Annotated in this window: 22 protein-coding genes; 13 read left to right on the forward strand and 9 right to left on the reverse strand. The window is 60.1% G+C overall.

Annotation, left to right across the window (positions count from 1 at the left end; translation table 11 throughout):
• Positions 1–50: 50 nt before the first annotated feature.
• Genes nagA through ACOQOY_RS06380 form a run of 4 tightly spaced genes read right to left on the reverse strand, consistent with a single transcriptional unit; the run spans position 51 to position 3,843 of the window.
• A complete protein-coding gene (nagA, locus tag ACOQOY_RS06365; RefSeq protein WP_420584625.1) occupies positions 51–1,187 on the reverse strand; it encodes an N-acetylglucosamine-6-phosphate deacetylase in 1,137 nt (378 codons plus the stop codon).
• Positions 1,184–2,212 (reverse strand): SIS domain-containing protein, encoded by a 1,029-nt coding sequence (locus ACOQOY_RS06370; protein ID WP_420584626.1) that lies wholly within the window; start codon positions 2,210–2,212, stop codon positions 1,184–1,186. The genes nagA and ACOQOY_RS06370 overlap by 4 nt, the downstream gene beginning before the upstream one ends.
• Before the next feature lie 19 nt (positions 2,213–2,231).
• Positions 2,232–2,981: a GntR family transcriptional regulator gene (locus tag ACOQOY_RS06375; protein ID WP_420584627.1), complete on the reverse strand. Its 750-nt coding sequence runs from the start codon at positions 2,979–2,981 to the stop codon at positions 2,232–2,234.
• Positions 2,968–3,843, reverse strand: coding sequence for a BadF/BadG/BcrA/BcrD ATPase family protein (locus ACOQOY_RS06380; protein WP_420584628.1), 876 nt, complete (start codon positions 3,841–3,843; stop codon positions 2,968–2,970). Before ACOQOY_RS06380 ends, ACOQOY_RS06375 begins: the two co-directional genes overlap by 14 nt.
• A gap of 168 nt (positions 3,844–4,011) precedes the next feature.
• Here ACOQOY_RS06380 and ACOQOY_RS06385 point away from each other — a divergent pair, with 168 nt between their 5' ends.
• The 6 genes from ACOQOY_RS06385 to ACOQOY_RS06410 all read left to right on the forward strand — a co-directional run bounded on the left by ACOQOY_RS06385 (position 4,012) and on the right by ACOQOY_RS06410 (position 10,028).
• Positions 4,012–4,896 (forward strand): N-acetylmuramic acid 6-phosphate etherase, encoded by an 885-nt coding sequence (locus tag ACOQOY_RS06385; RefSeq protein ID WP_420584629.1) that lies wholly within the window; start codon positions 4,012–4,014, stop codon positions 4,894–4,896.
• 27 nt (positions 4,897–4,923) lie between these two features.
• Complete coding sequence (locus ACOQOY_RS06390; protein WP_420584630.1) at positions 4,924–6,177, forward strand: ABC transporter substrate-binding protein; 1,254 nt, start codon at positions 4,924–4,926, stop codon at positions 6,175–6,177.
• 66 nt (positions 6,178–6,243) lie between these two features.
• Positions 6,244–7,158, forward strand: coding sequence for a carbohydrate ABC transporter permease (locus ACOQOY_RS06395; RefSeq protein WP_420584631.1), 915 nt, complete (start codon positions 6,244–6,246; stop codon positions 7,156–7,158).
• 10 nt (positions 7,159–7,168) lie between these two features.
• On the forward strand, positions 7,169–8,008 hold the full coding sequence (locus tag ACOQOY_RS06400; protein WP_420584632.1) for a carbohydrate ABC transporter permease: 840 nt from the start codon (positions 7,169–7,171) through the stop codon (positions 8,006–8,008).
• Positions 8,005–9,039, forward strand: a complete 1,035-nt coding sequence (locus ACOQOY_RS06405) for a Gfo/Idh/MocA family protein (RefSeq protein WP_420584633.1) — start codon at positions 8,005–8,007, stop codon at positions 9,037–9,039. The genes ACOQOY_RS06400 and ACOQOY_RS06405 overlap by 4 nt, the downstream gene beginning before the upstream one ends.
• Positions 9,036–10,028, forward strand: a complete 993-nt coding sequence (locus tag ACOQOY_RS06410) for an ABC transporter ATP-binding protein (protein WP_420584634.1) — start codon at positions 9,036–9,038, stop codon at positions 10,026–10,028. The genes ACOQOY_RS06405 and ACOQOY_RS06410 overlap by 4 nt, the downstream gene beginning before the upstream one ends.
• A 25-nt stretch (positions 10,029–10,053) precedes the next feature.
• Here the strand turns inward: ACOQOY_RS06410 and ACOQOY_RS06415 are convergent, their stop codons facing one another.
• On the reverse strand, positions 10,054–10,611 hold the full coding sequence (locus tag ACOQOY_RS06415) for a tetratricopeptide repeat protein (protein ID WP_420584635.1): 558 nt from the start codon (positions 10,609–10,611) through the stop codon (positions 10,054–10,056).
• Positions 10,612–10,641: 30 nt separating this feature from the next.
• Positions 10,642–11,130, reverse strand: coding sequence for an Lrp/AsnC family transcriptional regulator (locus tag ACOQOY_RS06420; RefSeq protein WP_420584636.1), 489 nt, complete (start codon positions 11,128–11,130; stop codon positions 10,642–10,644).
• Between the two features lie 102 nt (positions 11,131–11,232).
• On the opposite strand from ACOQOY_RS06420, the gene putA reads away from it, so the two are divergent.
• Both putA and ACOQOY_RS06430 read left to right on the forward strand, forming a co-directional pair.
• Positions 11,233–14,634 carry a bifunctional proline dehydrogenase/L-glutamate gamma-semialdehyde dehydrogenase PutA gene (putA, locus tag ACOQOY_RS06425; protein WP_420584637.1) on the forward strand — a complete coding sequence of 1,134 codons (3,402 nt, stop codon included), beginning with the start codon at positions 11,233–11,235 and terminating at the stop codon, positions 14,632–14,634.
• Positions 14,635–14,676: 42 nt separating this feature from the next.
• A complete protein-coding gene (locus ACOQOY_RS06430) occupies positions 14,677–15,420 on the forward strand; it encodes a rhomboid family intramembrane serine protease (RefSeq protein ID WP_420584638.1) in 744 nt (247 codons plus the stop codon).
• A gap of 1 nt (position 15,421) precedes the next feature.
• Here the strand turns inward: ACOQOY_RS06430 and ACOQOY_RS06435 are convergent, their stop codons facing one another.
• Entirely contained in the window at positions 15,422–16,252 is an 831-nt protein-coding gene (locus ACOQOY_RS06435; RefSeq protein WP_420584639.1) for an IclR family transcriptional regulator, read from the reverse strand.
• Between the two features lie 190 nt (positions 16,253–16,442).
• Between ACOQOY_RS06435 and bhcA the strand changes: the two genes are divergently transcribed.
• The 4 genes from bhcA (at position 16,443) to bhcD (ending at position 20,864) form a co-directional block, all read left to right on the forward strand.
• The gene (gene bhcA / locus ACOQOY_RS06440) at positions 16,443–17,633 is read left to right on the forward strand and encodes an L-aspartate--glyoxylate aminotransferase BhcA (protein ID WP_420584640.1); all 1,191 of its coding nucleotides are present in this window, start codon (positions 16,443–16,445) and stop codon (positions 17,631–17,633) included.
• Between the two features lie 11 nt (positions 17,634–17,644).
• Entirely contained in the window at positions 17,645–18,619 is a 975-nt protein-coding gene (gene bhcB, locus ACOQOY_RS06445) for a beta-hydroxyaspartate dehydratase BhcB (protein ID WP_420584641.1), read from the forward strand.
• Between the two features lie 10 nt (positions 18,620–18,629).
• On the forward strand, positions 18,630–19,793 hold the full coding sequence (bhcC, locus tag ACOQOY_RS06450) for a 3-hydroxy-D-aspartate aldolase BhcC (protein ID WP_420584642.1): 1,164 nt from the start codon (positions 18,630–18,632) through the stop codon (positions 19,791–19,793).
• Positions 19,794–19,874: 81 nt separating this feature from the next.
• A complete protein-coding gene (bhcD, locus tag ACOQOY_RS06455; protein ID WP_420584643.1) occupies positions 19,875–20,864 on the forward strand; it encodes an iminosuccinate reductase BhcD in 990 nt (329 codons plus the stop codon).
• A 55-nt stretch (positions 20,865–20,919) separates the two neighbouring features.
• Here the strand turns inward: bhcD and ACOQOY_RS06460 are convergent, their stop codons facing one another.
• Entirely contained in the window at positions 20,920–21,705 is a 786-nt protein-coding gene (locus ACOQOY_RS06460) for an inositol monophosphatase family protein (RefSeq protein WP_420584644.1), read from the reverse strand.
• 96 nt (positions 21,706–21,801) lie between these two features.
• On the reverse strand, positions 21,802–22,707 hold the full coding sequence (locus tag ACOQOY_RS06465) for a LysR family transcriptional regulator (protein ID WP_420587219.1): 906 nt from the start codon (positions 22,705–22,707) through the stop codon (positions 21,802–21,804).
• 94 nt (positions 22,708–22,801) lie between these two features.
• Here ACOQOY_RS06465 and metF point away from each other — a divergent pair, with 94 nt between their 5' ends.
• Positions 22,802–23,668 carry a methylenetetrahydrofolate reductase [NAD(P)H] gene (gene metF, locus ACOQOY_RS06470; protein ID WP_420584645.1) on the forward strand — a complete coding sequence of 289 codons (867 nt, stop codon included), beginning with the start codon at positions 22,802–22,804 and terminating at the stop codon, positions 23,666–23,668.
• Positions 23,669–23,801: the final 133 nt, after the last annotated feature.

The following is a 23,801-nucleotide window of genomic DNA, read 5'->3' on the forward strand; positions in this document are numbered from 1 at the left end:
GGATTTCAATTTCTGCAACCCGGGTTGCTCGGGTCAGGCACAGCCAGCTGTCACCGTTGGGCAGACAGCCAGCCACAGGTCCGCAAATCAGCAGATATCCGTATCATTGCTTCAATCCGCAGTGGTCGAGAGACCGCGCCGCCAATCAAAGAGGCGGGATAAGTCGTTGCGGCATAAAGCGCATCGCTCAATGGCACTCCGACCTGCTTGACCAGAGTGCGAATGGCCGCTGTCAGGTCCAGATCGGCCCCGGCCAGGGTGCCGTCTTCAAGTGTCAGGCGGCCATCCGTTCGGGTGATCCGACGCCCTTCCAACTCAAACGCTGTCTGATCCGTGCCAGCTATGGCCATGGCATCGCTGACCAGAAAAATCCGGCCCGGCCCGGTCTTGGCGGCCCATGCCGCGCGCATGACTTCGGGGTGGACGTGGACGCCGTCAGCGATCAGCCCTGCCGACAAATCGCCAGTGGCCAGCGCGGCACCAACCAGACCGGGTTCACGGTTGCCCATCTGGCTCATGGCATTGAACAGGTGCGTGACACAGCGCGCGCCAGCCGCAGCATAGCGCTGGCAGGTGGTGAAATCGGCATCGCTATGACCAAGCGAAACCAGAATTCCCGCATCAGCCAACGCCCGCACCTGCTGTTCCGAGACAGATTCGGGGGCGAGTGTCACCTTGAGGCAGGGCAATTGCTCGGCTGCCTCAATCAGCGCCTCCAAATCCGTGGCCTCCATCGGTCGAATCAACGCCCCGTCATGGGCGCCTTTGCGGGCCACAGACAGGTGCGGCCCCTCAAGATGCAGCCCGGCCACGCCGGGAACTCCCTCGCGCATCGCCTGAATTGCGGCAGCTATGGCGGCCTGCGTCTTTTCGGGCGTGTCCGTAATCAATGTCGGGAGAAGAGACGCAACGCCCAGCCGCCGGTGCGCCTCGGCTATCCTGCGGATCGTGTCGACCGAGGGGTCGTCATTGAACATCACCCCATCACCACCATTCACCTGCAAATCGACATAGCCGGGGCAAAGAATGTCCCCATTCAGGTCTATGACCTGCCCTTCTGGCGTCGCCGTCTCTTCGGGCAACAGTACGGCTGGCGCACCGTCACGGAACACAATCACATGGCCGGTGCGCAAGCGCGCGCCGTCGAACAGGGCACCGTTGCGAAACGTCACTGTACCTGAGGTCATACCGTTTCTGTCACCTTTCTCAGATGGCGCGGCGTGTCGGGGTCGATCCCTCGGGCTCGCGCTACCGCTTCGACCATAGAGTAGAACGAGGTGATAGTGGCAATCGGGTCAGTCAGCCAGTGATCCGTGCGCGTGACCGGCAGGCTTTCGGCCTGTTTTACCATGTCGGTCGCCGCAAACACCGCTGCGCCCTTGGCGGCCATTGCATCGGCGGCCTCGGCCGTGGTCTGTTCGGCGGCGTCGCCGGCAGCGAAAACGATTGTTGGGAAGCCCTCTTCCACAATCGAAACGGGGCCGTGCAGAACTTCGGCGGCGGAATAGCTTTCGGCGTGAATTTGACAGGTTTCCTTGATCTTCAGCGCAGCTTCGTTGGACATTGCGTAAGACGGTCCACGGCCCAGAGTGAACAGGGATCGCCCCGTGATCGCCTTGGCCGCCGCCGACCAGTCGCACCGCGCCGCCTTGTCCAGAAACCCCGGCAACGAGCGGATCGCGGCGCTCAATGTGTCATCGCCCTTGATCTCGGCCAACAGCCACAACCCGGCGACCAGAGAGGTCACGAAAGTCTTGGTGGCAGCCACGCTCAGCTCTGGCCCGGCGTGCAGGGGCAGAACCGCATCTGCTACTCCGGCCAGTCGCGAAGCCGTGTTGTTGGTGATCGCAACCGTCGTTCCACCCGAGGATTTCAACGACCTGGTCATGCCCACGATATCGGGGCTTTGGCCCGATTGTGACACCGACAAACACAGCGCCCCGCCCGCCTTCAGATCAACGCCATAGATCGAGCTGACCGATGGCCCGACTGAGGCCACCGGCAGGTTCAGCAGCAATTCGCTGGCATATTTCAGGTAAAGACAAGCATGGTCGGAAGACCCCCGCGCCACAGTGATCAAAAACCGGGGGTCAGCCTGTTTCACCAACTGCGCTGCGTCATGAATGTTAGCTGCGCCATCGCTCAGCAAGCGGTCAACCGCGTCCGGGATCTCAAGTATCTCCTGACGCATTTTCGAACTGTGTTCCGTCATGTTTTTCCGGCCTTTCCGGTTACAACCGCAATTCAGCGACGAAATCATAGGCATCGCCGCGATAGAGAGATCGGGTCAGTTCCGCGACCCGCCCGTTTTTCAGGAACGAGATACGTTCGATATTCAGCCCTGCCGCACCTTCGGGCACCTCCAGTAGCTCTGCCTCACGCGCAGCAAGGTTCAGGGCCGAGATCTTCTGAACCGCCCGTACCGGCCGCCGCCCCAGAGCGTCGAGCACCTCATATAGCGACGTGGTGACTTCGATCGGATTGGGCAGGATATCCAACGGCAGCGCGGCCCGCTCCAACGCCAGCGGGCGGCCATCCGCCTCGCGCAGACGGTAGATGCGGGCAATCTGTTCGCCCCCTTTCAGACTGAGCGCCTGCACCTCTTCGTGCGTCGGCGCAAAGACCCCGCGCTCCAGCCATTTCGAGGTGGTTTGCATACCCCGGCTGGACATATCCTCGGTGAATGAGGTCAGATGCGTCAGCGATTGCTCGACCCGTGGCACACGCTCACGGATGAACGAACCCGATCCCTGACGCTGTTCGATGACGCCCTCGCGCACCAACTCCTGAATCGCTTTGCGCACGGTAACGCGGGACAAGTCGGTGATTTCCACCAATTCGCGTTCGGATGGCAGGGATGAGTTCGGCGGCAACACTCCGGTGTCGATCCCTTCCTGCAATCGACGCCGCAACTGCACATAGCGCGGGCCACTTTCGGAACTTAACCACGAGTCCGGGCGCAAGAAATCAGCAATGCTCATGTGCGACCTCCTTCGCCAAAGCCAAAGCGCCGGATAACGGTTCGCCCAGTGGCGGGCGAATAGCGGATTGCATTTCTGCGGACAGGTAGGGCGTATATTGCCCGGCAATCCCGCCTGTCAGGCACAAGGCCATTCCGGCCTGCCACCCCAACCGCTGCGCCGTTTCGGCTATATAACCTGCCCCCGTTAGCATTATGCCTTCGGCCACGATGTCTCCGGCTTGGGCCGCCGATGTCACAGCGGGCGCAAGTGCGCCTAACTGGGCAGGAGTAGCATTGCCAGCAAAACGGACGATACCAGCGGGGCCATCCATATCGGCCAACAGCTTGCGGGTCAGGGCCGTGCTGTCATGTGTTCCATCATACGCCTTTAACGCCTGAGACAACGCACGACGTCCAACCCATTGCGCCGAAGCCTCATCCCCAAGAACCGAGCCCCACCCTCCTGCGAAACGCATTGCGCCATCGGTTTGACTGGCAAGGAACGAACCGGTTCCGCAATGTGCGATGACACCATTCTGCAAACCAAGCGCGCCCCGCACGGCGGCGGGTCGGTCATCCTCAATACGCGCGCAAGTCAGGCGCAGCGCGTCGCGCAACCGCGCGGCCATTTTGCCGTCGGTAACACCGGCCAACCCAATAAAGGCTGATCGCTTGAGGAGATCGTTAACCGAGATATCAACTTGCTGAGACACGGCCTGAATCCCAGCGCGAATCTGTGCGACTGCCCCCTCGAAATCGGTTGAAACGTTCGCGGCACCGGTCTCGCTGCTATACACAACACCCGCGACCTCGCAGGCCACCCGGCACCGGGTCCCACCGCCATCCACAGCCAATACAACGCTATTCCGAGACTCTGTCATTTAAATACCAATATAATACCTATTAGGTTTTTAAAAGTCAGAAATGGCCGAACGCAAGCCAGAAAGCTGCGAAATCATTGAAAATAGTGGAAAGTATCTTTGTGAGAATAAATTTCTAGACAAGTGGTATTAAATAGGTATCGTAAGAGAAACCAAAGGGGGATTCTCTTGACGCTGCCGTCGACCGAACAATTGCACCCTGACGCCGTGCGTCTGGACCGGGATGACCTGATCACCTCGGCGCGCGTGCTGGCCAAGGGGCAGATCGCTGCCGCGGCATCTGTTCGCGGCGCGCTGGATCAGATCGCGCAGGGCGCAACTGCCATGGCCCGGACACTACGCGGCAACCGCGTGCTGCACTACGTGGCCGCTGGCTCTTCCGGCTTGATGGCGGCGGCCGATGCGCAGGAACTGGGCGGCACATTCTCGATCCCAGCCGAGCAATTGCGCATCCATATGGCGGGTGGCCTGCCGACCGGGGTTGAGATGCCCGGAGATGCCGAGGACGCAGCGGACGGGCTGACAGAAGCCCTTAGCACATTGCGCGCGGGGGACAGTGTGATCGCGGTTTCGGCTAGCGGATCAACGCCTTACACGATGACCGCCGTCAAGTTGGCCTGCGCGAAGGGTGCAACTGTTATCGGGATCGCCAACAATGCGGACAGCCCGCTTTTGCTTGAATCGGATATCCCGATCCTGCTGGCGACACCGCCCGAACTGATCTCGGGCTCGACACGGATGGGGGCTGGGACAGCGCAGAAAATAGCTCTGAACATGCTGTCGTCGCTGATGGCAATTGAACTGGGGCACGTGCATGGCGGCATGATGGTGAACCTGCGGGCTGACAACGACAAACTGCGTAGCCGAGCGGCCGGGATCGTGGCCCGAATTGCCGACGTGGATGCGGCAACCGCCCATAAGGCCCTGACTGCCACACATGGCAACGTAAAGCCCGCAGTTCTGATCGCGGCGCAAGGACTGACCCCTGCAAACGCAGATGCGCGGCTGCGCGCGTCAAACGGAATTCTAAGCGCCGCACTGGCGCAAGACTGACACCAATAATCAAAACGGGAGAGAGAGATGAAACATAAAAGCCTGAAACTGGCCTTACTTGGGACAACCCTGATGGCCACGTCCGCCTTTGCCGAGGATGTGACGCTGACCATCGAAAGCTGGCGCAATGATGACCTGACCCTTTGGCAGGACCAGATCATCCCCGCATTTGAGGCGAAACACCCAGGCATTAAGGTGCAATTCACCCCGTCTGCCCCGGCGGAATACAACGCCGTGCTGAATTCGAAACTTGACGCAGGTTCTGCCGGAGACCTGATCACCTGCCGCCCGTTCGATGCCTCGCTGGCATTGTATGAGGCAGGCCACCTGACTGATCTGTCCGGCGTTGAAGCGATGGGCAATTTCTCGGACGTGGCGAAATCGGCCTGGCAGACCGATGACGGCTCGGTCAGCTTCTGCGTTCCGATGGCCTCGGTTATCCATGGCTTCATCTACAACAAGGACGCGTTCGCGGAACTGGGTATCGAGGTACCAACCACCGAGGATGAATTCTTTGCCGCGCTCGACAAGATCCGGGAAGACGGCACCTATATCCCTATGGCGATGGGCACCAACGACCAGTGGGAAGCCGCAACGATGGGCTATAACAACATCGGCCCGAACTACTGGAAGGGTGAGGAAGGTCGCCAAGCCCTGATAGCCGGTGAGCAAAAACTGACAGACGAAGTCTGGACAGCGCCCTACGCGACGCTTGCCCGCTGGGGCGAATATCTGGGCGACGGGTACGAGGCTCAGACCTATCCCGACAGCCAGAACATCTTTACGCTGGGCCGTGCCGCTATTTATCCAGCCGGGTCGTGGGAGATTTCGGGCTTCAACGCTCAGGCCGACTTTGAGATGGGTGCCTTTAAACCGCCTGTCCGGAATGCAGGCGACACCTGCTATATCTCGGACCACACCGATATCGGCATCGGCATGAACGCCGCGACCAAAAACCCCGAGGCGGCTGAGACCTTCCTCGCCTGGGTCGCAAGCCCCGAGTTTGCCGAGATCTTTGGCAACGCCCTGCCGGGCTTCTTCCCTCTGTCCAGTACGCCTGTCGAATTGCAGGACCCGCTGGCGAAGGAAATCGTCGGCTGGCGTGATGAGTGCGAGTCGACCATCCGCTCGACTTACCAGATCCTGTCGCGCGGCACGCCGAACCTTGAGAACGAGACCTGGGGCGCATCGGTCGCCGCCATCAAAGGCGCCAAGTCGCCAGAAGAGCTGGGTGCCGAGCTGCAAGAGGGCCTCGCGTCCTGGTACGCACCTCACCAGTAATCTGACACTTACCCGGGCGGCAATCGCGCGCCCGGGTAACCCCCGCACCCCTTAGAAAGCAGTCCTATGACCCGCCCCCGCTTCCGCTGGCATATCGTCGTGTTTCTGGCACCCGCCGTGCTTGTGTATACGGCGGTGATGATCTTTCCACTGTTCAACACGCTGCGTCTGGCGCTGTTTACCGAAGTGGACCAGACCCGTGTTTTCGTTGGTTTGCAGAACTTTCAGACGTTGTTCTTTGATCCGGTCTGGTCCGAGCAGTTCTGGAACGCGTTGGGCAACAACTTCTGGTTTTTCCTGATCCACATGCTGGTGCAGAACCCCATCGGTGTCGCGCTGGCCGCACTGCTGAGCCACCCGCGCCTGCGGTTCGCGGCGCTCTACCGATCGGCGATCTTCATTCCCACGATCCTTAGCTTCGTGATCGTCGGCTTTGCGTGGAAACTGATCCTGTCTCCGATCTGGGGTATTGCGCCTTCCATGCTGGACGCCATCGGCTTGAAATCCCTATTCGCCCCGTGGCTGGGGAAAGAGGAATACGCCCTGACCACGCTGGCATTGATCTCGGTTTGGCAGTTCGTCGGCATTCCGATGATGCTGATCTATGCCGCCCTGTTGACCATCCCCGAGGAAATCCTTGAGGCCGGAGAGATTGACGGCATCACCGGAGTCTCGGCCTTCTGGAAGATCAAACTGCCACTGATCCTGCCGTCTATAGGTATCATCTCGATCCTGACTTTCGTGGGTAATTTCAACGCTTTCGACCTGATCTATGCGGCGCAAGGCGCGCTGGCGGGGCCGGATTTCTCGACCGATATTCTGGGTACTTTCATGTACCGCACCTTCTTCGGCTTCCAACTGCAACTGGGCGACCCACATATGGGGTCTGCCATCGCTGGGGCCATGTTCGCAATCATCCTTGTGGGCGTGTGTATCTACCTGTTCGGCATCCAGACCCGGATGCGCCGGTATCAACTGTGAGGGCGCAGGGATGAACAAAGCACGTCAAAACCCGTTGAATACCGCCGCGATGCACGGAGCGCTGATCCTTTACACGCTGATCGCCCTGTTCCCGGTCTTCGTCATTCTGATCAACAGCTTCAAAACCCGCCGCGCGATCTTTCGCGAGCCGTTGGCCCTGCCCAGCGCGGACAGCTTCTCGCTGATCGGGTATGAGACGGTGATGAAGCAAGGGGACTTTTTCCTATACTTCCAGAATTCGATGATTGTCACCGTGGCGTCCCTGTTCTTCATCCTTCTGTTCGGAGCCATGGCGGCCTATGCGCTGTCAGAATACCAGTTCAAGGGCAACCTGCTGATGGGCCTGTATCTGGCGCTGGGGATCATGATCCCGATCCGCATCGGCACTGTGGCAATCCTTGAGATGATGGTGGCGACCGGGCTGGTGAACACGCTATGGGCTCTGATCTTGGTTTACACGGCGCAGGGACTGCCGTTGGCAGTGTTCATTCTGTCCGAGTTCATGCGGCAGGTCAGCGATGACTTGAAGAATGCCGGTCGGATAGACGGGCTGTCGGAATATACGATCTTCTTCCGGCTTGTTTTGCCATTGGTCCGACCGGCAATGGCAACCGTGGCCGTGTTCAACATGATCCCGATCTGGAATGACCTCTGGTTCCCGCTGATCCTCGCGCCTGCCGAGGAAACCAAGACGCTCACACTGGGCAGTCAGGTCTTTATCGGTCAGTTCGTCACCGACTGGAACGCGGTTCTGTCGGCACTCAGCATGGCGATCCTGCCGGTGCTGGTGCTTTACGTCATCTTCTCGCGCCAACTGATCCGCGGCATCACTTCAGGAGCTGTCAAATGACCCGTGTTCTGATTGCAGGCCTTGGTAATATGGGCCGGAGCCACGCCTTGGCCCACCATCACCACCCTGAGGCACAAATCGTGGGGCTGGTGAACCGGTCTGGTCAGGTAGATCACCCTGAACTTGCGGGCTATCCGGCTTTCTCCGAGTTCCAAGCCGCTCTGACCGAGACGAAGCCAGATTTGGTTGTCATCGCCACATATTCGGACAGCCACGCCGACTACGCTTGTGCCGCGATGGAGGCCGGGGCGCATGTGTTCGTGGAAAAACCGCTGGCCACCAACGTCGCCGACGCACGGCGCGTTGTAGAAACCGCGACTCGGCTGAACCGCAAGCTGGTCGTAGGTTATATCCTACGACATCACCCGTCATGGATGCGCCTGATCGCCGAAGCGCGCGATCTGGGCGGGCCGTATGTGTTCCGCCTTAACCTGAACCAGCAATCTTCGGGCGCGGAGTGGGAGACGCATAAGGCGCTGATGCAGACCACCTCGCCCATCGTCGATTGCGGCGTGCATTACGTGGATGTGATGTGCCAGATCACCGACGCGCAACCGGTTCGTGTGCATGGCATGGGCCTTCGACTGTCCGATGAGATCGCCGAGGACATGTATAACTACGGTCAGTTTCAGGTGATCTTCCAGGACGGTTCGGTTGGTTGGTACGAGGCTGGCTGGGGGCCCATGATGTCCGAAACCGCGTTTTTCGTGAAGGATATCGTGTCACCGAATGGTTCGGTCTCGATCACTGACGGCAACAAAGGCGCCTCTGCCGATATCGACGGCCACACCAAGGTGGGCGGGCTGCTGGTGCATAAGCCGGACGACGACCGCATCGTGGAAATGCCCGATGAACCCGGCCATCAGGAACTCTGCGACGCCGAGCAAGCCTATATGTTGCGCGCAATCGCTGAAGATATCGACCTGACGCGCCATATGAATGACGCCGTCCAATCCCTCGCCATCTGTCTGGCCGCCGATGAAAGCATCCGTACCGGCCAGCCCGTTTCCCTTGAGGAGCCCACGTCATGACTGCTTTGACCTTGACCAATGTGAACAAGTCCTTCGGCGAGGTACATGTCCTCAAAGACATCACGCTTGAGGTCGACGAAGGCGAATTCGTCGTATTCGTCGGTCCTTCGGGCTGCGGTAAGTCCACCCTGTTGCGCGTGATTGCGGGGCTTGAGGATGCGTCCTCGGGCGAGATCAATATCGGTGGTCAGCAGGTTAATCTGGTGCCACCCTCCAAACGCGGGATCGCAATGGTGTTCCAGAGCTATGCGCTCTACCCCCATCTGAATGTACGCGGGAACATGACTCTGGCGCTGAAACAGGAAAAACAGCCCAAAGCGGTGATTGAGGAACGCGTCACCAATGCCAGCCGGATGCTAAACCTTGAGGACTATCTGGATCGGTACCCGTCAGAGCTGTCCGGCGGTCAGCGCCAGCGCGTCGCCATCGGGCGCGCGATTGTGCGTGAGCCGAAATTGTTCCTGTTTGACGAACCGCTGTCGAACCTCGACGCCGCGCTGCGGATGAATACTCGGATCGAGATCGCTAACTTGCACCGCGCGCTGGATGCCTCGATGATTTATGTCACCCACGACCAGACCGAGGCGATGACACTGGCAGACAAGATCGTCGTGCTGCGCGACGGGCGGGTGGAACAGATCGGCAGTCCGATGGAACTGTATAACAACCCCGCCAACCAGTTCGTCGCGGGGTTCCTTGGCTCACCGTCGATGAATTTCCTGCCCGAAGACCTGCTGGGCGGCGGGAATAACACGATCGGCATCCGACCCGAAGACCTGTTCCTGTCCGATGACGGCCCGTTGGCCGCACGTGTCAGCCACGTAGAAAAACTGGGCGGAGACACCAACGTCATCGCCAAAGTCCACGACCATGCGGTGACGGCGCGGCTGTTCGGACAGCACGCGATTTCAGAGGGACAGGAGTTGCGCTTGGCCTATTCGGCGGACAAAGCCTATCGGTTCGACTCCGCCGGGGTGCGTTTACGCTGAGATTTTTGGCGGCTTCCCGCGCCTGTTAGATGTCCTCGCCGGGTAATTCCAGCGGACCACCCGGCCCCAGAAGGTGCCTCTCGGACAGCCACGGGTTCAGTTCCAAAGCCTGCTGCAATGCCTCACGCGCTTCGTCGATCCGCTGCAAACCCAGCAGGGTCAACGCACGGCCGCTGATAGCGGCAACGTGGTTCGGAGACAACTCAATCGCGCGGTCCAGATCAGGCAGCGCGGCCTCGAAATCCTGACGCAGAAAATGCGCAAACGCGCGCTGGTTATAGCCTTCGGCATAAGACGGGCAATACGCGATCAGCTTGTCGAAATCCTCAATCGCGCCCAGCAGGTCCCATGCGTTGCGCCGCGTCATGCCGCGATCCAGCACCGCCTGCGCGCTTTCGTCGGGCGCATCGGTCCAGAACTCCCACAATTGGTTCGACAAGGCACGAGCTGCCTGTTCGTTTTCTGCCTGTTGGATTTCCGAGATGACGCCAGAGATATGCGCGGAATGATCCGGTGCGACCGGGCACTCTTCGGCATAGGCTGCGGTGGACAGGAATATCAGGGCAATGGCGATCTGTTTCATGCCCCAATGGTGACGCGCGGCAGGGTTTCGTCAACCCAGCCCATCTATGGCACCTGACACGCCGGTCTCTTTTACAGCCTCCATCGCAACGAAGGTTGACGTGCTGCCGACATGTGGCAGAGACGAGATCTTTTCGGCCAGAACCGCGCGATATTCTGACATAGAGCCGGTGCGGATTTTCAGCAGATAGTCGAAATTCGATGCAATCATATGGGCTTGTTCGATCTCGGGCACCTTGCGAACCGCCGCGTTGAACTCGGCCAACGCCTTTTCGCGGGTGTCGGTCAGGCGCACTTCGACAAAGGCGACGTGGTCCAGACCAAGGCGGATCGGGTCCAGCAAAGCGCGGTATCCGGTGATGATGCCCTCAGCCTCAAGTCTTTTCACACGTGCTTGAGTGGGCGATTTCGACAGCCCGATACGCCGCGCAAGGTCGGCGACCGAGATTCGCCCATCCTCGGCCAGCGTCGATAGAATCGACCGGTCAAACCGATCCAGATCAGGGCGGTTCGTTTGCATCGCATTTCCTCAAAACTTCAGATCATTCGCCTTCTGAAACCTCAATATAAGGCGATTGTTCTGAAAATTCGACTGTATACTCTCCAAAAGCCCGGAGGATACATGACACACAGCCTGCGCACTCAAATTGACGGCAAAACCTATGCCGATCAGTCCGAAGTTCTGGATCAGCTGATTGCCCATGCGAAGCTGACCGAAACCGACCGCTCTGCGATCTGCGCGGGTGCGGCACAGTTAGTGCGCGACATCCGGTCCAGCACCTCGCCCGGCATGATGGAGGTGTTTCTGGCCGAATACGGTCTGTCCACCGATGAAGGCGTCGCGCTGATGTGCCTGGCCGAGGCTTTGCTGCGTGTTCCAGACGCCGAAACAATTGACGCGCTGATCGAGGACAAAATCGCACCGTCGGATTGGGGCAAGCATCTGGGCCAATCCTCGTCTTCTCTGGTCAACGCATCGACATGGGCGTTGATGCTAACCGGCAAGGTTCTGGACGAAGGCAAGACCTCTCCGGTCAGCGCCTTGCGCGGGGCGATCAAACGGCTGGGTGAGCCGGTGATCCGCACCGCCGTTGGCCGCGCGATGAAAGAGATGGGCCGCCAGTTTGTTTTGGGTGAAACCATCCACTCCGCCATGGACCGCGCCAGCGGGATGGAGGTCAAGGGCTACACCTATTCCTACGATATGCTGGGCGAGGCAGCGCGCACCGAGGCTGACGCCGCCCGCTATCACCTGTCCTATTCCCGCGCGATTGCCGCCATCGCGGACACCTGTACCCATGATGACATCCGCGCCAATCCGGGCATTTCGGTGAAGCTTTCAGCCCTGCATCCACGCTATGAACTGGCGCAGGAACAGCGCGTGATGGACGAGCTTGTCCCCCGCCTGCGTGCCCTTTGCCTGTTGGCCAAAGCCGCCGGGATGGGCCTGAACGTGGACGCCGAAGAGGCTGACCGCCTGTCGCTGTCGCTGCAAGTGATCGAAGAGGTCATGGCGGAACCTGCCCTGGCCGGATGGGACGGGTTCGGGATCGTGGTGCAGGCCTATGGTCCACGTGCCGGTCTGGTGCTGGATACGCTTTATGACATGGCCGAGCGGCACGACCGAAAGCTGATGGTCCGGCTGGTAAAAGGTGCCTATTGGGATACCGAGATCAAGCGCGCCCAAGTCGAAGGCGTGGATGGTTTCCCGGTGTTCACCCGAAAAGCGGCGACCGATATTTCCTACATCGCCAATGCGCGCAAATTGCTGGGCATGACCGACCGGATTTACCCGCAATTCGCCACCCACAACGCCCACACGGTCAGCGCGATCCTGCACATGGCTGACATCCAGCCTTTCGAGTTTCAGCGCCTGCACGGGATGGGTGAAACCCTGCACCAGATCGTCAAAGATAAAAACAACACGCGGTGTCGGATCTATGCGCCGGTTGGCGCGCATCGCGATTTGCTTGCTTATCTGGTGCGGCGACTGCTGGAGAACGGCGCAAATTCGTCCTTCGTGAACCAGATCGTGGATGAGAATGTACCGCCAGAAGAGGTCGCTGCGGACCCGTTCGACACCATTCAGGAGCCGAAACAGCCCCTGCCGACCGGTCCCGAGCTGTTTCAGCCGGAGCGGCCTAATTCAAAAGGGTTCGACCTGCATCACACACCAACGCTCGACCGGATCGACGCCGCGCGTGACGCGTTCAGGGCGCATCACTGGTACGCGCAGCCGCTGTTGTCGGACGACGCGCACCCCGAACCGGACCAACCCGTCACCAACCCGGCGCAACCTCAGGACCGGCCCGGCGCTGTTGCGCCTGCCAGCGCGCGCGATGTTGAACTGGCGCTGGCTTCGGCAAGCCCGTGGCAAGTCCCGGCAGCTGAACGGACACAGGCTCTGAACAAAGCCGCCGATCTCTACGAAGAACATTTCGGCGAGCTGTTCGCCCTTTTGGCGCGCGAGGCTGGAAAGTCCGTACCTGACGCCGTGGCCGAACTGCGCGAAGCGGTCGATTTCCTGCGCTACTACGCGGCGAATATTCCTGCGGCCGAACCTGCGGGCATCTTCACTTGCATCAGCCCGTGGAACTTTCCGCTGGCGATCTTCACCGGCCAAATTTCGGCTGCACTGGCCGCCGGCAATGCCGTGTTGGCCAAACCCGCGCCACAAACGCCGTTGATCGCGCATCGGGCCGTACAGCTGCTTCACGAGGCCGGAGTGCCGCGCGACGCTCTGCAACTGCTGCCGGGCGGGCCGTCTGTCGGCGCGGCACTGACCTCGGACCCGCGTGTTTCGGGGGTGGCCTTTACCGGCTCGACCGCAACTGCGTTGAAAATCCGCGCGGCAATGGCGGACAACTTGCGGCCCGGGACGCCTTTGATCGCCGAAACCGGCGGGCTGAACGCGATGATCGTGGACAGCACCGCCCTGCCCGAACAAGCTGTGCAATCCATCATTGAAAGCGCGTTTCAGTCAGCGGGTCAGCGATGCTCGGCCCTGCGCTGCCTCTATGTGCAGGAAGACATCGCCGATGACCTGCTGACCATGCTGATCGGCGCCATGGAAGCGCTGGTAGTTGGCGACCCGTGGTCGTTGTCGACCGATAGTGGCCCGGTGATTGATGAGGACGCGCGGCAAGGAATTTCGAACCACATTGCGCAGGCTCGCGCCGAAGGGCGGGTTTTGAAGGAAATGAGCACCCCACCCGAGGGCACGTTCATCGCCCCCGCCCTGATCGAAATCCCAGGCATCGCTGCATTGAAGCGTGAAATCTTTGGCCCTGTTCTGCATGTGGTGCGTTTCAAGGCGTCCGAGCTTGACAAGGTCATCGCTGATATCAATGCCACAGGTTATGGGCTGACCTTTGGTCTGCACACGCGTATCGACGACCGCGTGCAGCACATCACCGAGGCCGTCCACGCAGGCAATATCTACGTCAACCGCAACCAGATCGGCGCAATCGTGGGCTCTCAGCCCTTTGGCGGCGAGGGTCTGTCAGGCACTGGACCAAAGGCGGGCGGGCCGAACTACATGGCGCGGTTCTGCGCCCCGGACCGGCAGACGAGCAACGGTCAATGGGACAACACAATGGCCGATCTGCCCGCCCCTCAGGGTCAGCCCGCCGCCGTTCGCACGCAATCCCTGCCCGGCCCAACCGGTGAGTCCAACCGTCTGAGCGAAATCCCCCGCGCCCCTCTGCTATGCATGGGACCGGGCGCTGAAACGGTGCAGGCGCAGGCCGAGGCGGTCGAAGCCATTGGCGGGACTGCCATCCGTGCGACTGGCATGCTGGATCTGCACCGGCTGGAAAATGTCGCCGGTATTTCGGGCGTTCTGTGGTGGGGGGATGACGACACCGCGCGTGAAATCGAACACCACCTCGCCCACCGCGACGGCCCCATACTGCCGCTGATTCCCGGCAAACCGGACCGTGCGCGCGTTCTGGGCGAGCGCCATGTTTGCGTCGATACCACCGCCGCGGGTGGCAACGCTGCGTTGTTAGGAGGTGCGGCGTAAGCGAACCTTGACGCTGGGCCGGGAAAAGCCCAGCGTCGCCCCATGTTTCCGATCCGTGACCATAACCCCTCGGGGCGCACGCCATATGTCGTCTATCTGTTGATGGCGGCCAATATCCTGATTTTCCTCAGCTATGTGGGAATAATGAGCAATGACCGGCTTATCGGTCAGTTGTATTTCGACTACGCCATTATTCCGGCGCGCATCACCGACGGGTTTGCGTTTGAAACCCTCGTGACCTCGATGTTCCTGCATGGCGGATGGATGCACCTTGCAGGCAATATGCTGTTTCTCTGGATTTTCGGAGACAACCTGGAGGACGAGATGGGCCACCTGCCCTTCCTGCTGTTCTATCTGGTCGCAGGAATCGGGGCAGGCCTGATCCATGTCGTAACCGCACCCGACTCTGTGGTGCCCACGATCGGAGCCTCGGGCGCGATTGCAGGGGTGATGGGCGGCTATCTCCTGCTGTTTCCAAAGGCGCGCGTGGACATCCTGCTGTTCCTGATCGTCTATTTCCGCATCTTCACTATTCCCGCCTTTATCATGCTGGGTATCTGGCTGGGCATGCAATTCATGGGCAGCCTCGCCAGCAACCCGGATAAGGGCGGCGTAGCTTATTGGGCGCATACGGGCGGGTTTATCGTCGGCCTGATCCTCTGTGTCCCGCTTTGGTTAAAACGCGGTGGGCCTGCATTTTGGAACCGTACCCACGGCCACCCGCCTCATCCCGAACACAGATACAAACTGACACAATCCCGCATTCCGCGTGTACCGCGCCGATAGGTTACACTCCGTTTGTGACGGGAAGCCGGCCACCACTCAGATCTGTGATCTCTCTTGCGGCGTCACTTACCAGCCTGCCCAATTCGGTGATGCGTCCGGCATGGAACCGGACCGAGGGGCCGGACACTGAAATACCCGCACAAGGTTCTGCTCGGTCATTGAAGATTGCGGCGCCTATGCAGGACATACCCTCGTACCGTTCTTCATGATCGTGCGACCAACCACGGGCGTGACACTCTGCCAAATTCCGCCGGAGGCCTTCCCCCGGCACCAAAGTGTGCTGAGTGAACTGGGTCGGTGCCGCCATCTCTAACGCCTTGTTCGCGGCGGTCTCGTTCATCGCGGCCAAAATCGCCTTGCCAATCCCCGACGCATACATCGGCGTCCGTGCGCCGGGTGGAAAGAACGCCCGGATCGGGTTCGGTGTTTCGACCTGACCAACGAAGACCACCTCAGCGCCGTCCATCACCGCCAGATTTGCCGTTTCGCCGCTATCCTGCATAAGGCGGCGCAGGATCGGTCGCCCGATTTCGATGACGCTATTGCGGCGCAGGAATGAGGCTCCGGTGCGATAGGCCTCGATCCCGATCATCCATTCCTGACGTTCCTCATCAAAGGCTGCAAAGCCGTGTTTCTGCAAGGTCGCCAGAATGCGGTGCGTGGTGGCTGTCGGCACATCCACCTCGCGCGCCAGATCGCTGAGCGCGGCCCGTTCCATCCGTGCCACGGTGGTCAGAACGCCCAGCGCACGATCAAGCGATTGCATGGTCCCAGCAGAGCTTTCCTTGAACAGCGATTTGGGCCTTCCCCGTGGCCGTTTCTGTTGCTCCATCCCCGAACTCTCCTCTTTTTAACCGAATAATATTTCGCCCTGATTTTCCAAACTTCGAAAATGAAAAACGAAAAGCAGATATTTTTCAGCGCTTTAATAATTTTATCCAATAAATGAAAATATTTTTCAAGAAAATTGCACCCGACGCCCTTTTCCCCAACACTTATCGGTACATTGGAGGATTAAAGCGATGTCATCACAGAACCCGGTTTTCATACCCGGCCCGACGAATATCCCGGATCGGCTGCGTCTGGCGATGCAGGTTCAGACACAGGACCACCGCGCGCCTGACTTCGTTGAAACTTTTGCGCCTGTGCTGGAGGACACCAAACGCGTGTTCGGAACGACCTCGGGTCAGGTCGTCACCTTCCCGGCCAGTGGCACGGGCGGATGGGAGGCTGCGGTGACCAATACGCTCAGCCCCGGCGATGCGGTTCTGGTGGCGCGCTATGGGATGTTCAGCCATCGCTGGATCGACCTGTGCCAGAGGCATGGGCTGGATGTGCGGATTATCGAATGCCCGTGGGGCAGCGGTGCGCCGGCGGATAAGTTCGCCGAGGCTCTGGCGGCTGACAAGGGCCATGAGATCAAGGCGGTTCTGGTTACGCATAATGAGACGGCCACCGGCGTGCGCTCGGACATTGCGGCGGTGCGCAAGGCTATGGATGCCAGCGCCCATCCGGCGATGCTGTTTGTGGATTGCGTCAGCTCGCTGGCCTCGATGCCGTTCGCGTTTGACGACTGGGGCGTTGATATTGCGGTCTCGGGTTCGCAAAAAGGCTTCATGCTGGCCACCGGCATGGCGATCCTGTGCGTCAGCCCCAAGGCGTTGGCCGCGATGGAAACGGCCAAGCTGCCGCGCACTTTCTTTGACTTCCGCGACATGATGAACGCGAACGCCTCGGGCGGCTTTCCGTATACCCCGCCACTGCAACTGATCTATGGCATGGGCGAAAGCCTGAAGATGCTGTTCGAGGAAGGTTTGGACAATGTCTATGCCCGCCACTTCCGTCTGGCCGAAGGCGTGCGCAAAGCCACCGCCGCCTGGGGGCTGGAGCTGGTGGCGCAGTCGCCCGATCTCTACTCGGACACGGTCAGCGCGATCTATGTGCCCGAGGGCTTCGACAGCAATGCGCTGACCGATCACGCCTTCAACGCCTATGGCGTCAGCTTTGGCATTGGTCTGGGTGAGATGAACGGCAAAGCCTTCCGCATCGGTCATCTGGGCAGCCTGACGGATGTGATGGTGCTGTCAGGCCTCGCCACGATCGAAATGGCGATGGCCGATCTGGACTATCCGATCGAGCTGGGCAGCGGTGTCGCCGCGGCACAGGAGTATTTCCGCGCCGGTCACGCCACGCCGATGCAATCTGCCGCGTAAGGAGGAGCCTGATGTTGGACGACATGACCACAGCCGATTGCCTGACCATCGCCGATATGCGGGAAGCGCACGCGCGGATCAAACCCCATATCAACCGCACGCCCGTGCTGCGGTCCGACTATCTGGACGATCTGACCGGCGCACAGCTGTTCTTCAAATGCGAGAACTTCCAAGAGGCCGGGGCCTTCAAGGTGCGCGGGGCCTGCAATGCGGTCTTTGGCCTGAATGACGCGGCCGCCGAACGCGGCGTCTGCACGCATTCCAGCGGCAACCATGCGCTCAGCCTGTCTTATGCGGCGGGTCGCCGGGGCATCCCGTGTAACGTGGTGATGCCGCGCACGGCACCGCAGGCCAAGAAGGACGCGGTCCGCCGCTATGGCGGGATCATCACCGAATGCGAACCCTCGACCACCTCACGCGAGGCCGTGTTTGCCGAGGTGCAGGCTCGCACCGGCGGTGAGTTCGTGCACCCCTATAACGACCCCCGGGTGATTGCGGGTCAGGCGACCTGCTCGGCGGAACTGCTGCAGCAGACCGACGGTCTGGACGCGGTGGTCGCGCCCATCGGCGGCGGCGGCATGATCTCGGGCACCTGCCTGACCCTGTCGAATCTGGCGCCCGAGGTGAAGATATACGCCTCGGAACCGGAACAGGCCGATGACGCCTACCGCAGCTTCAAGGCCGGTCACATCATCGCCGATGACGCCCCGGTCACCATCGCCGACGGGCTGAAAGTGCCGCTGAAGGAAAACACCTGGCACTTCGTGTCGAACTTCGTCAGCGACATCCACACCGCCAGCGAAGACGAGATCATCGCCGCGATGAAGACCACCTGGAAATACCTGCGCATCGTGATGGAGCCCAGCTGCGCCGTGCCGCTGGCGACCATTCTGAAGCACCCCGAGGCCTTCAAAGGCAAACGCGTCGGCGTGATCATCACCGGCGGCAATGTGGATCTGGACAAACTGCCCTGGACCCGGGGCTGAGGAGGACATCATGAACAAGCCCGTAAACATCGAGCAACTCGAAGTCGGTTACGACATTCCCGCCGCTATCGGCATGGACGCATCCGATATCCAGACCCCGGCGCTGGTGCTGGATCTGGACGCGCTGGAGCGCAACATCAAAAAGATGGGCGACTACGCCAAGGCCCACGGCATGCGCCACCGGGTGCATGGCAAGATGCACAAATCCGTCGACGTGGCGCGGCTACAGGTCGAGCTGGGCGGCGCCTGCGGTATCTGCTGCCAGAAAGTGTCCGAGGCCGAGGTCTTTGCCCGAGGCGGCATCAAGGACGTGCTTGTATCCAATCAGGTGCGCGACCCGGCAAAGATCGACCGTCTGGCGCGGATGCCCAAGCTGGGCGCACGCACGATCTGCTGCGTTGACGATATCGACAATGTCGCCGACCTGTCCGAGGCCGCACAGCGCCACGGCACCCAGATCGAATGTCTGGTCGAGATCGACTGCGGCGCGGGTCGCTGCGGCGTGACCACCACAGCGGACGTCATCGCCATCGCCAAGGCCATCGACGCGGCCCCGGGCCTCAAGTTCGCCGGCATTCAGGCCTATCAGGGCGCGATGCAGCACATGGACCTCTACGAAGACCGCAAGGCCAAGATCGACATCGCCGTGGCGCAGGTCAAAGACGCCGTGGACGGGTTGAAGGCCGAAGGTCTGGACTGCGACATCGTCGGCGGTGGCGGCACCGGGTCTTATTACTTCGAGAGCACCTCGGGCGTGTATAACGAACTGCAATGTGGCTCTTACGCCTTCATGGATGCCGATTATGGCCGCATCCTGGATGAAAACGGCAACCGCATCGACCGCGGCGAGTGGGAGAACGCCTTCTTCATCCTTACCAGCGTCATGAGCCACGCCAAGGCCGACAAGGCCATCGTCGATGCGGGCCTCAAAGCCCAGTCGGTCGACAGTGGCTTGCCGGTGATCTTCAGCCGCACGGATGTGGAATACGTCAAATGTTCCGACGAGCACGGCGTTGTCGCCGACCCGGATGGGGTTCTGAAGGTCAATGACAAGCTGCATCTGGTCCCCGGCCACTGCGACCCGACGGCAAATGTGCACGACTGGTATGTGGGTGTTCGGAACGGCAAGGTTGAAGCGCTTTGGCCCGTTTCCGCGCGCGGCAAGGCTTACTAGGCCGCCGCACCCTGTGTCCCGGGCGGCAGGTCTCCCTTCCCCTGCCGCCCGGACCTGCCCCCAGAGCTTAAGGAAAAGGTCATGAAAGATATGACAGACAAACCCCTGCTGATCGTCGGAGAAGACCTCTGCCAGCAACTGGTCGGCCGCCGCGACGCGTTCGACGCGGTTCAGGACGTCTTCGCCGCCATGGCGCGTGGCGACGCCTATAACTTCCCGGTCATTCGTGAGGCCATCGGCTATGCCGACGCGCTTTACGGCTTCAAATCCGGCTTCGACCGCGCCGGTCAGGTGCTGGGTGTCAAATCCGGCGGCTACTGGCCCGGCAATATGGATAAAGGGCTGACCAACCATCAATCAACCGTCTTTCTGTTTGATCCGGATACCGGACGGCTGTCGGCGCTGGTCGGTGGCAACTACCTGACTGCCGTGCGCACCGCCGCGTCCTCGGCGGTGTCGATTGCCCATCTGGCCCGCAAGGACGCCAAGGTACTGGGCATGGTCGGCGCAGGTCACCAGTCCGCCTTCCAACTGCGCGCCGCCGCCGAACAGCGCGATTTTGAGAAAGTCGTCGCCTGGAACCCCCACCCCGAGATGTTGCCCCGTTTGGGCGCGGTTGCATCCGAGCTGTGTCTGGACTTCGAGGCCGTTACGCAAGAAGAACTTGGCGCACAGGCGGATGTGATCATCACCATCACCTCAGCCTTCGAGCCTTTGCTGATGAAAGACTGGATCAAACCCGGCACCCATCTGGCCTGCATGGGCACCGATACCAAGGGCAAGCAAGAGGTCGACGCCGCGCTGGTCGCATCCGCCACCGTCTTCACCGACGAGATCGCCCAGTCCGTCTCCATCGGTGAGGCCCAACACGCTATCGCCAACGGCACCCTTACCGAGGACCAAATCACCCCCATCGGGGCCGCTATTAACGGAACCCATCTGGGGCGCAGCTCCGAGGAGGAAATCACCCTCTTCGACGGAACAGGCGTCGGCCTGCAAGACCTCGCCGTCGCTAACGTCGCCGCAAAACTCGCGAACGAGGCAGGGCTGGCGGAACACGCAACTCTTTGAAATGAAAAAGCGCGCCTCGGATGGCGCGCGCTTGCTTAGTCGGGTTATCGGGAAATCAGCCCCTGATAACCTTGGCGAACTGGTCAAAGATCGGCTCGTTCGCACAGATCACTTCACCATCTTCCAGCACGCTGCCTTCGGGGTTCAGCGGCTGAACGAAGCCACCGGCCTCTTTCACGATGATAATCCCGGCGGCCAAATCCCAGGCATTCAGACGACGCTCCCAGAACCCCTCGTAACGGCCCGCGGCCACATAAGCCATGTCCAGAGCAGCCGCACCCCAGCGCCGCACACCCGAGCAAACCGGCATCAGGCGTGCCAGATCCTGCAACGTCGCAGGCAGATCGGAACGGCCGCCAAACGGCAGACCGGTCGAGAAGATGGACTCGATCATCCGATGACGGCCGGAAACCCGAATACGGGTGTCGTTCATCCATGAGCCCTCGCCTTTTTCAGCGAAGAACATCTCATCCTTGGCGGCGTCATAAATCACACCGGCGACGATCTTGCCCTTGTGTTCCAGCGCAATCGAGACAGCCCAGTGCGGCAACCCGTGCAGGAAGTTGGTGGTGCCGTCCAGCGGGTCCACAATCCAGCGGCGGGTCGGGTCTTCGCCAGCGATGGCGCCGCCCTCTTCGGCCAGCCAGCCATAAGTCGGACGCGCACCCAGCAGTTCCTCTTTCAGGATCGCTTCGGCGGCAATATCGGCCTTGGAGACAAAGTCGCCCGCGCCTTTCATCGACACCTGAAGGTTCTCGACTTCACGAAAATCCTTGACCAAAGAACGCCCCGCCTTGCGCGCGGCTTTGATCATGATGTTGAGGTTTGCACTGCCAACCATTGTCCAAAGGCTCCTGTCCGGTCAAACCGCGCGTATACTGGGGCAATGCGCCCTTGCCAAGAGGAATGATGCGCATAGCAGACCCGCGTTTTGTGCCTATTGCTCTTGCAGCTTACGCGCTTCGGTTCCAGCCAGTTCAATCAGCTCTTGCACATAGGGTTTTTCAAGGTCTTCGGTACGTACAGCCGCATACAGCCCACGGGTGATCCCGTCTTTGGTCAGAGGTCGGGTGACGTAGTCCGAGTTGTATTTCACCTCGCGCACGACCCAGTCGGGCAACACCGAAACACCCCGGTTCGATGCCACCAGCAACAGGATCACAGCGGTCAGCTCCACTTGCCGGATCGCGGCAGGTTCAACGCGCGCCGGGATCAGCAACTGGCTAAACAAATCCAGCCGCGTGCGTTCGACCGGATAGGTGATCAGGGTCTGCCCCCGAAAGTCTTCGGCCTCGATGAACTCTTTCTGCGCCAGAGGATGGGCCGAGGCGGCGACGAACACCGCGTCATAGTCAAAGAGTTTGATGAACTCGACGCCCGGCAGGTCTTCGGGGTCGGAGGACACGACCAGATCAACTTCCTCTTTCTGCAATGCGGGCAAGGCGTCAAAGGCCAGACCCGGGCGGATATCGACATCCACGTCACCCCAGGATTTACGGAACGATTCCAGCACCGGGAACAGCCATTCGAAACAGGCGTGGCACTCGATGGCGATGTGCATCCGACCGGTGCGACCGTCGCGCAAAGACGAAAATTCCTGTTGTGTCGCCTCGACCTGCGGCAGGATTTGCTCGGCCAACCGCAACAGACGCAGCCCCGCAGCTGACAATTTCATCGGCTTGGATCGGCGCAGGAACAATTCAACTCCGGCCTGATCTTCCAAGCCTTTGATCTGATGACTCAGGGCCGATTGAGTGATGTTTAGCTGATCCGCCGCGCGGGCCAAGCCGCCGCATTCATGGATGGCCTTGATCGTGCGCAGGTGCCGGAATTCGATGTGCATTGAAGTGTGACTCATGTTGTTCTTGAGTAATATGAGTTTGTCTCACAATGCGCAAACTGGCACAAGGGGATCAGATTGGACCTGTGAGGCTACGATGACGAAACCTGAAATTTCATTCGAGTTTTTCCCGCCGAAAACGCTCGAGGCCTCTTTCCGTCTGTGGGATACCGTGCAGACACTGGCCCCGTTGGAGCCTCGATTTGTCTCAGTCACCTATGGCGCAGGCGGCACAACCCGCGAGTTGACCCGTGACGCCGTCGCAACGTTGCACAAGTCTTCAGGCCTTAAAGTTGCCGCGCATCTGACCTGTGTTGACGCATCTCGCCAGGAAACGCTGGAAATCGCGGATACCTTTGCACGCGCGGGTGTTGAGGACATCGTTGCCCTTCGCGGCGACCCGCCAAAAGGTCAGAGCCGCTTTACTGCACATCCCGAAGGTTTTGCGAGCTCGGTTGAACTGATCGAGGCGCTGGCAGACACCGAGATGTTCAGCATCCGCGTCGGTGCCTATCCGGACAAGCACCCCGAGGCACAGGATTTTGCGGCGGATATCGAATGGCTCAAGGCCAAGCTGGATGCGGGCGCAGATGAGGCTCTGACCCAGTTCTTCTTTGAGGCCGAGACGTTTTTCCGGTTCCGCGACGCCTGTGAAAAAGCAGGGATCGACAAGCCCATCGTGCCGGGCATCCTTCCGATCGAGAACTGGAAAGGCGCGCGTAACTTTGCCCGCCGCTGTGGCACACATATTCCGGGCTGGGTCGAGAATGCCTTTGAAAAGGCCGTTCGTGATGATCGCGAGGATTTGCTGGCCACTGCCCTATGCACCGAGCTGTGTTCGGACCTGATCGAAGGCGGCGTGGACAAATTGCATTTCTACACTCTGAACCGGCCCGAACTGACCCGCGACGTCTGCTTTACACTGGGCATCACCCCCAAAGCCGAATTGCAGAACGTCGCCTGATAAAACCCTGTGACTTGACAGCCCGGACCCTGAAACGGTCCGGGCTCTTTTTTTGCCGCGATCTTTTGGCTTGAACAATGAACCCTCAGCTTGGGCATTGTGCGCGCTCAAGCGATAAAATTTTGGAAAAATT

The organism is Ruegeria sp., from assembly GCF_965221235.1.
Lineage (GTDB): Bacteria > Pseudomonadota > Alphaproteobacteria > Rhodobacterales > Rhodobacteraceae > Ruegeria.

Bases quoted from the DNA above. Each gene is read 5' to 3' on its own strand.
- nagA (WP_420584625.1), bottom strand. From the start codon at position 1,187: ATGACCTCAGGTACAGTGACGTTTCGCAACGGTGCCCTGTTCGACGGC.
- ACOQOY_RS06370 (WP_420584626.1), bottom strand. From the start codon at position 2,212: ATGACGGAACACAGTTCGAAAATGCGTCAGGAGATACTTGAGATCCCG.
- ACOQOY_RS06375 (WP_420584627.1), bottom strand. From the start codon at position 2,981: ATGAGCATTGCTGATTTCTTGCGCCCGGACTCGTGGTTAAGTTCCGAA.
- ACOQOY_RS06380 (WP_420584628.1), bottom strand. From the start codon at position 3,843: ATGACAGAGTCTCGGAATAGCGTTGTATTGGCTGTGGATGGCGGTGGG.
- ACOQOY_RS06390 (WP_420584630.1), top strand. From the start codon at position 4,924: ATGAAACATAAAAGCCTGAAACTGGCCTTACTTGGGACAACCCTGATG.
- ACOQOY_RS06395 (WP_420584631.1), top strand. From the start codon at position 6,244: ATGACCCGCCCCCGCTTCCGCTGGCATATCGTCGTGTTTCTGGCACCC.
- ACOQOY_RS06400 (WP_420584632.1), top strand. From the start codon at position 7,169: ATGAACAAAGCACGTCAAAACCCGTTGAATACCGCCGCGATGCACGGA.
- ACOQOY_RS06405 (WP_420584633.1), top strand. From the start codon at position 8,005: ATGACCCGTGTTCTGATTGCAGGCCTTGGTAATATGGGCCGGAGCCAC.
- ACOQOY_RS06410 (WP_420584634.1), top strand. From the start codon at position 9,036: ATGACTGCTTTGACCTTGACCAATGTGAACAAGTCCTTCGGCGAGGTA.
- ACOQOY_RS06415 (WP_420584635.1), bottom strand. From the start codon at position 10,611: ATGAAACAGATCGCCATTGCCCTGATATTCCTGTCCACCGCAGCCTAT.
- ACOQOY_RS06420 (WP_420584636.1), bottom strand. From the start codon at position 11,130: ATGCAAACGAACCGCCCTGATCTGGATCGGTTTGACCGGTCGATTCTA.
- putA (WP_420584637.1), top strand. From the start codon at position 11,233: ATGACACACAGCCTGCGCACTCAAATTGACGGCAAAACCTATGCCGAT.
- ACOQOY_RS06430 (WP_420584638.1), top strand. From the start codon at position 14,677: ATGTTTCCGATCCGTGACCATAACCCCTCGGGGCGCACGCCATATGTC.
- ACOQOY_RS06435 (WP_420584639.1), bottom strand. From the start codon at position 16,252: ATGGAGCAACAGAAACGGCCACGGGGAAGGCCCAAATCGCTGTTCAAG.
- bhcA (WP_420584640.1), top strand. From the start codon at position 16,443: ATGTCATCACAGAACCCGGTTTTCATACCCGGCCCGACGAATATCCCG.
- bhcB (WP_420584641.1), top strand. From the start codon at position 17,645: ATGTTGGACGACATGACCACAGCCGATTGCCTGACCATCGCCGATATG.
- bhcC (WP_420584642.1), top strand. From the start codon at position 18,630: ATGAACAAGCCCGTAAACATCGAGCAACTCGAAGTCGGTTACGACATT.
- bhcD (WP_420584643.1), top strand. From the start codon at position 19,875: ATGAAAGATATGACAGACAAACCCCTGCTGATCGTCGGAGAAGACCTC.
- ACOQOY_RS06460 (WP_420584644.1), bottom strand. From the start codon at position 21,705: ATGGTTGGCAGTGCAAACCTCAACATCATGATCAAAGCCGCGCGCAAG.
- ACOQOY_RS06465 (WP_420587219.1), bottom strand. From the start codon at position 22,707: ATGCACATCGAATTCCGGCACCTGCGCACGATCAAGGCCATCCATGAA.
- metF (WP_420584645.1), top strand. From the start codon at position 22,802: ATGACGAAACCTGAAATTTCATTCGAGTTTTTCCCGCCGAAAACGCTC.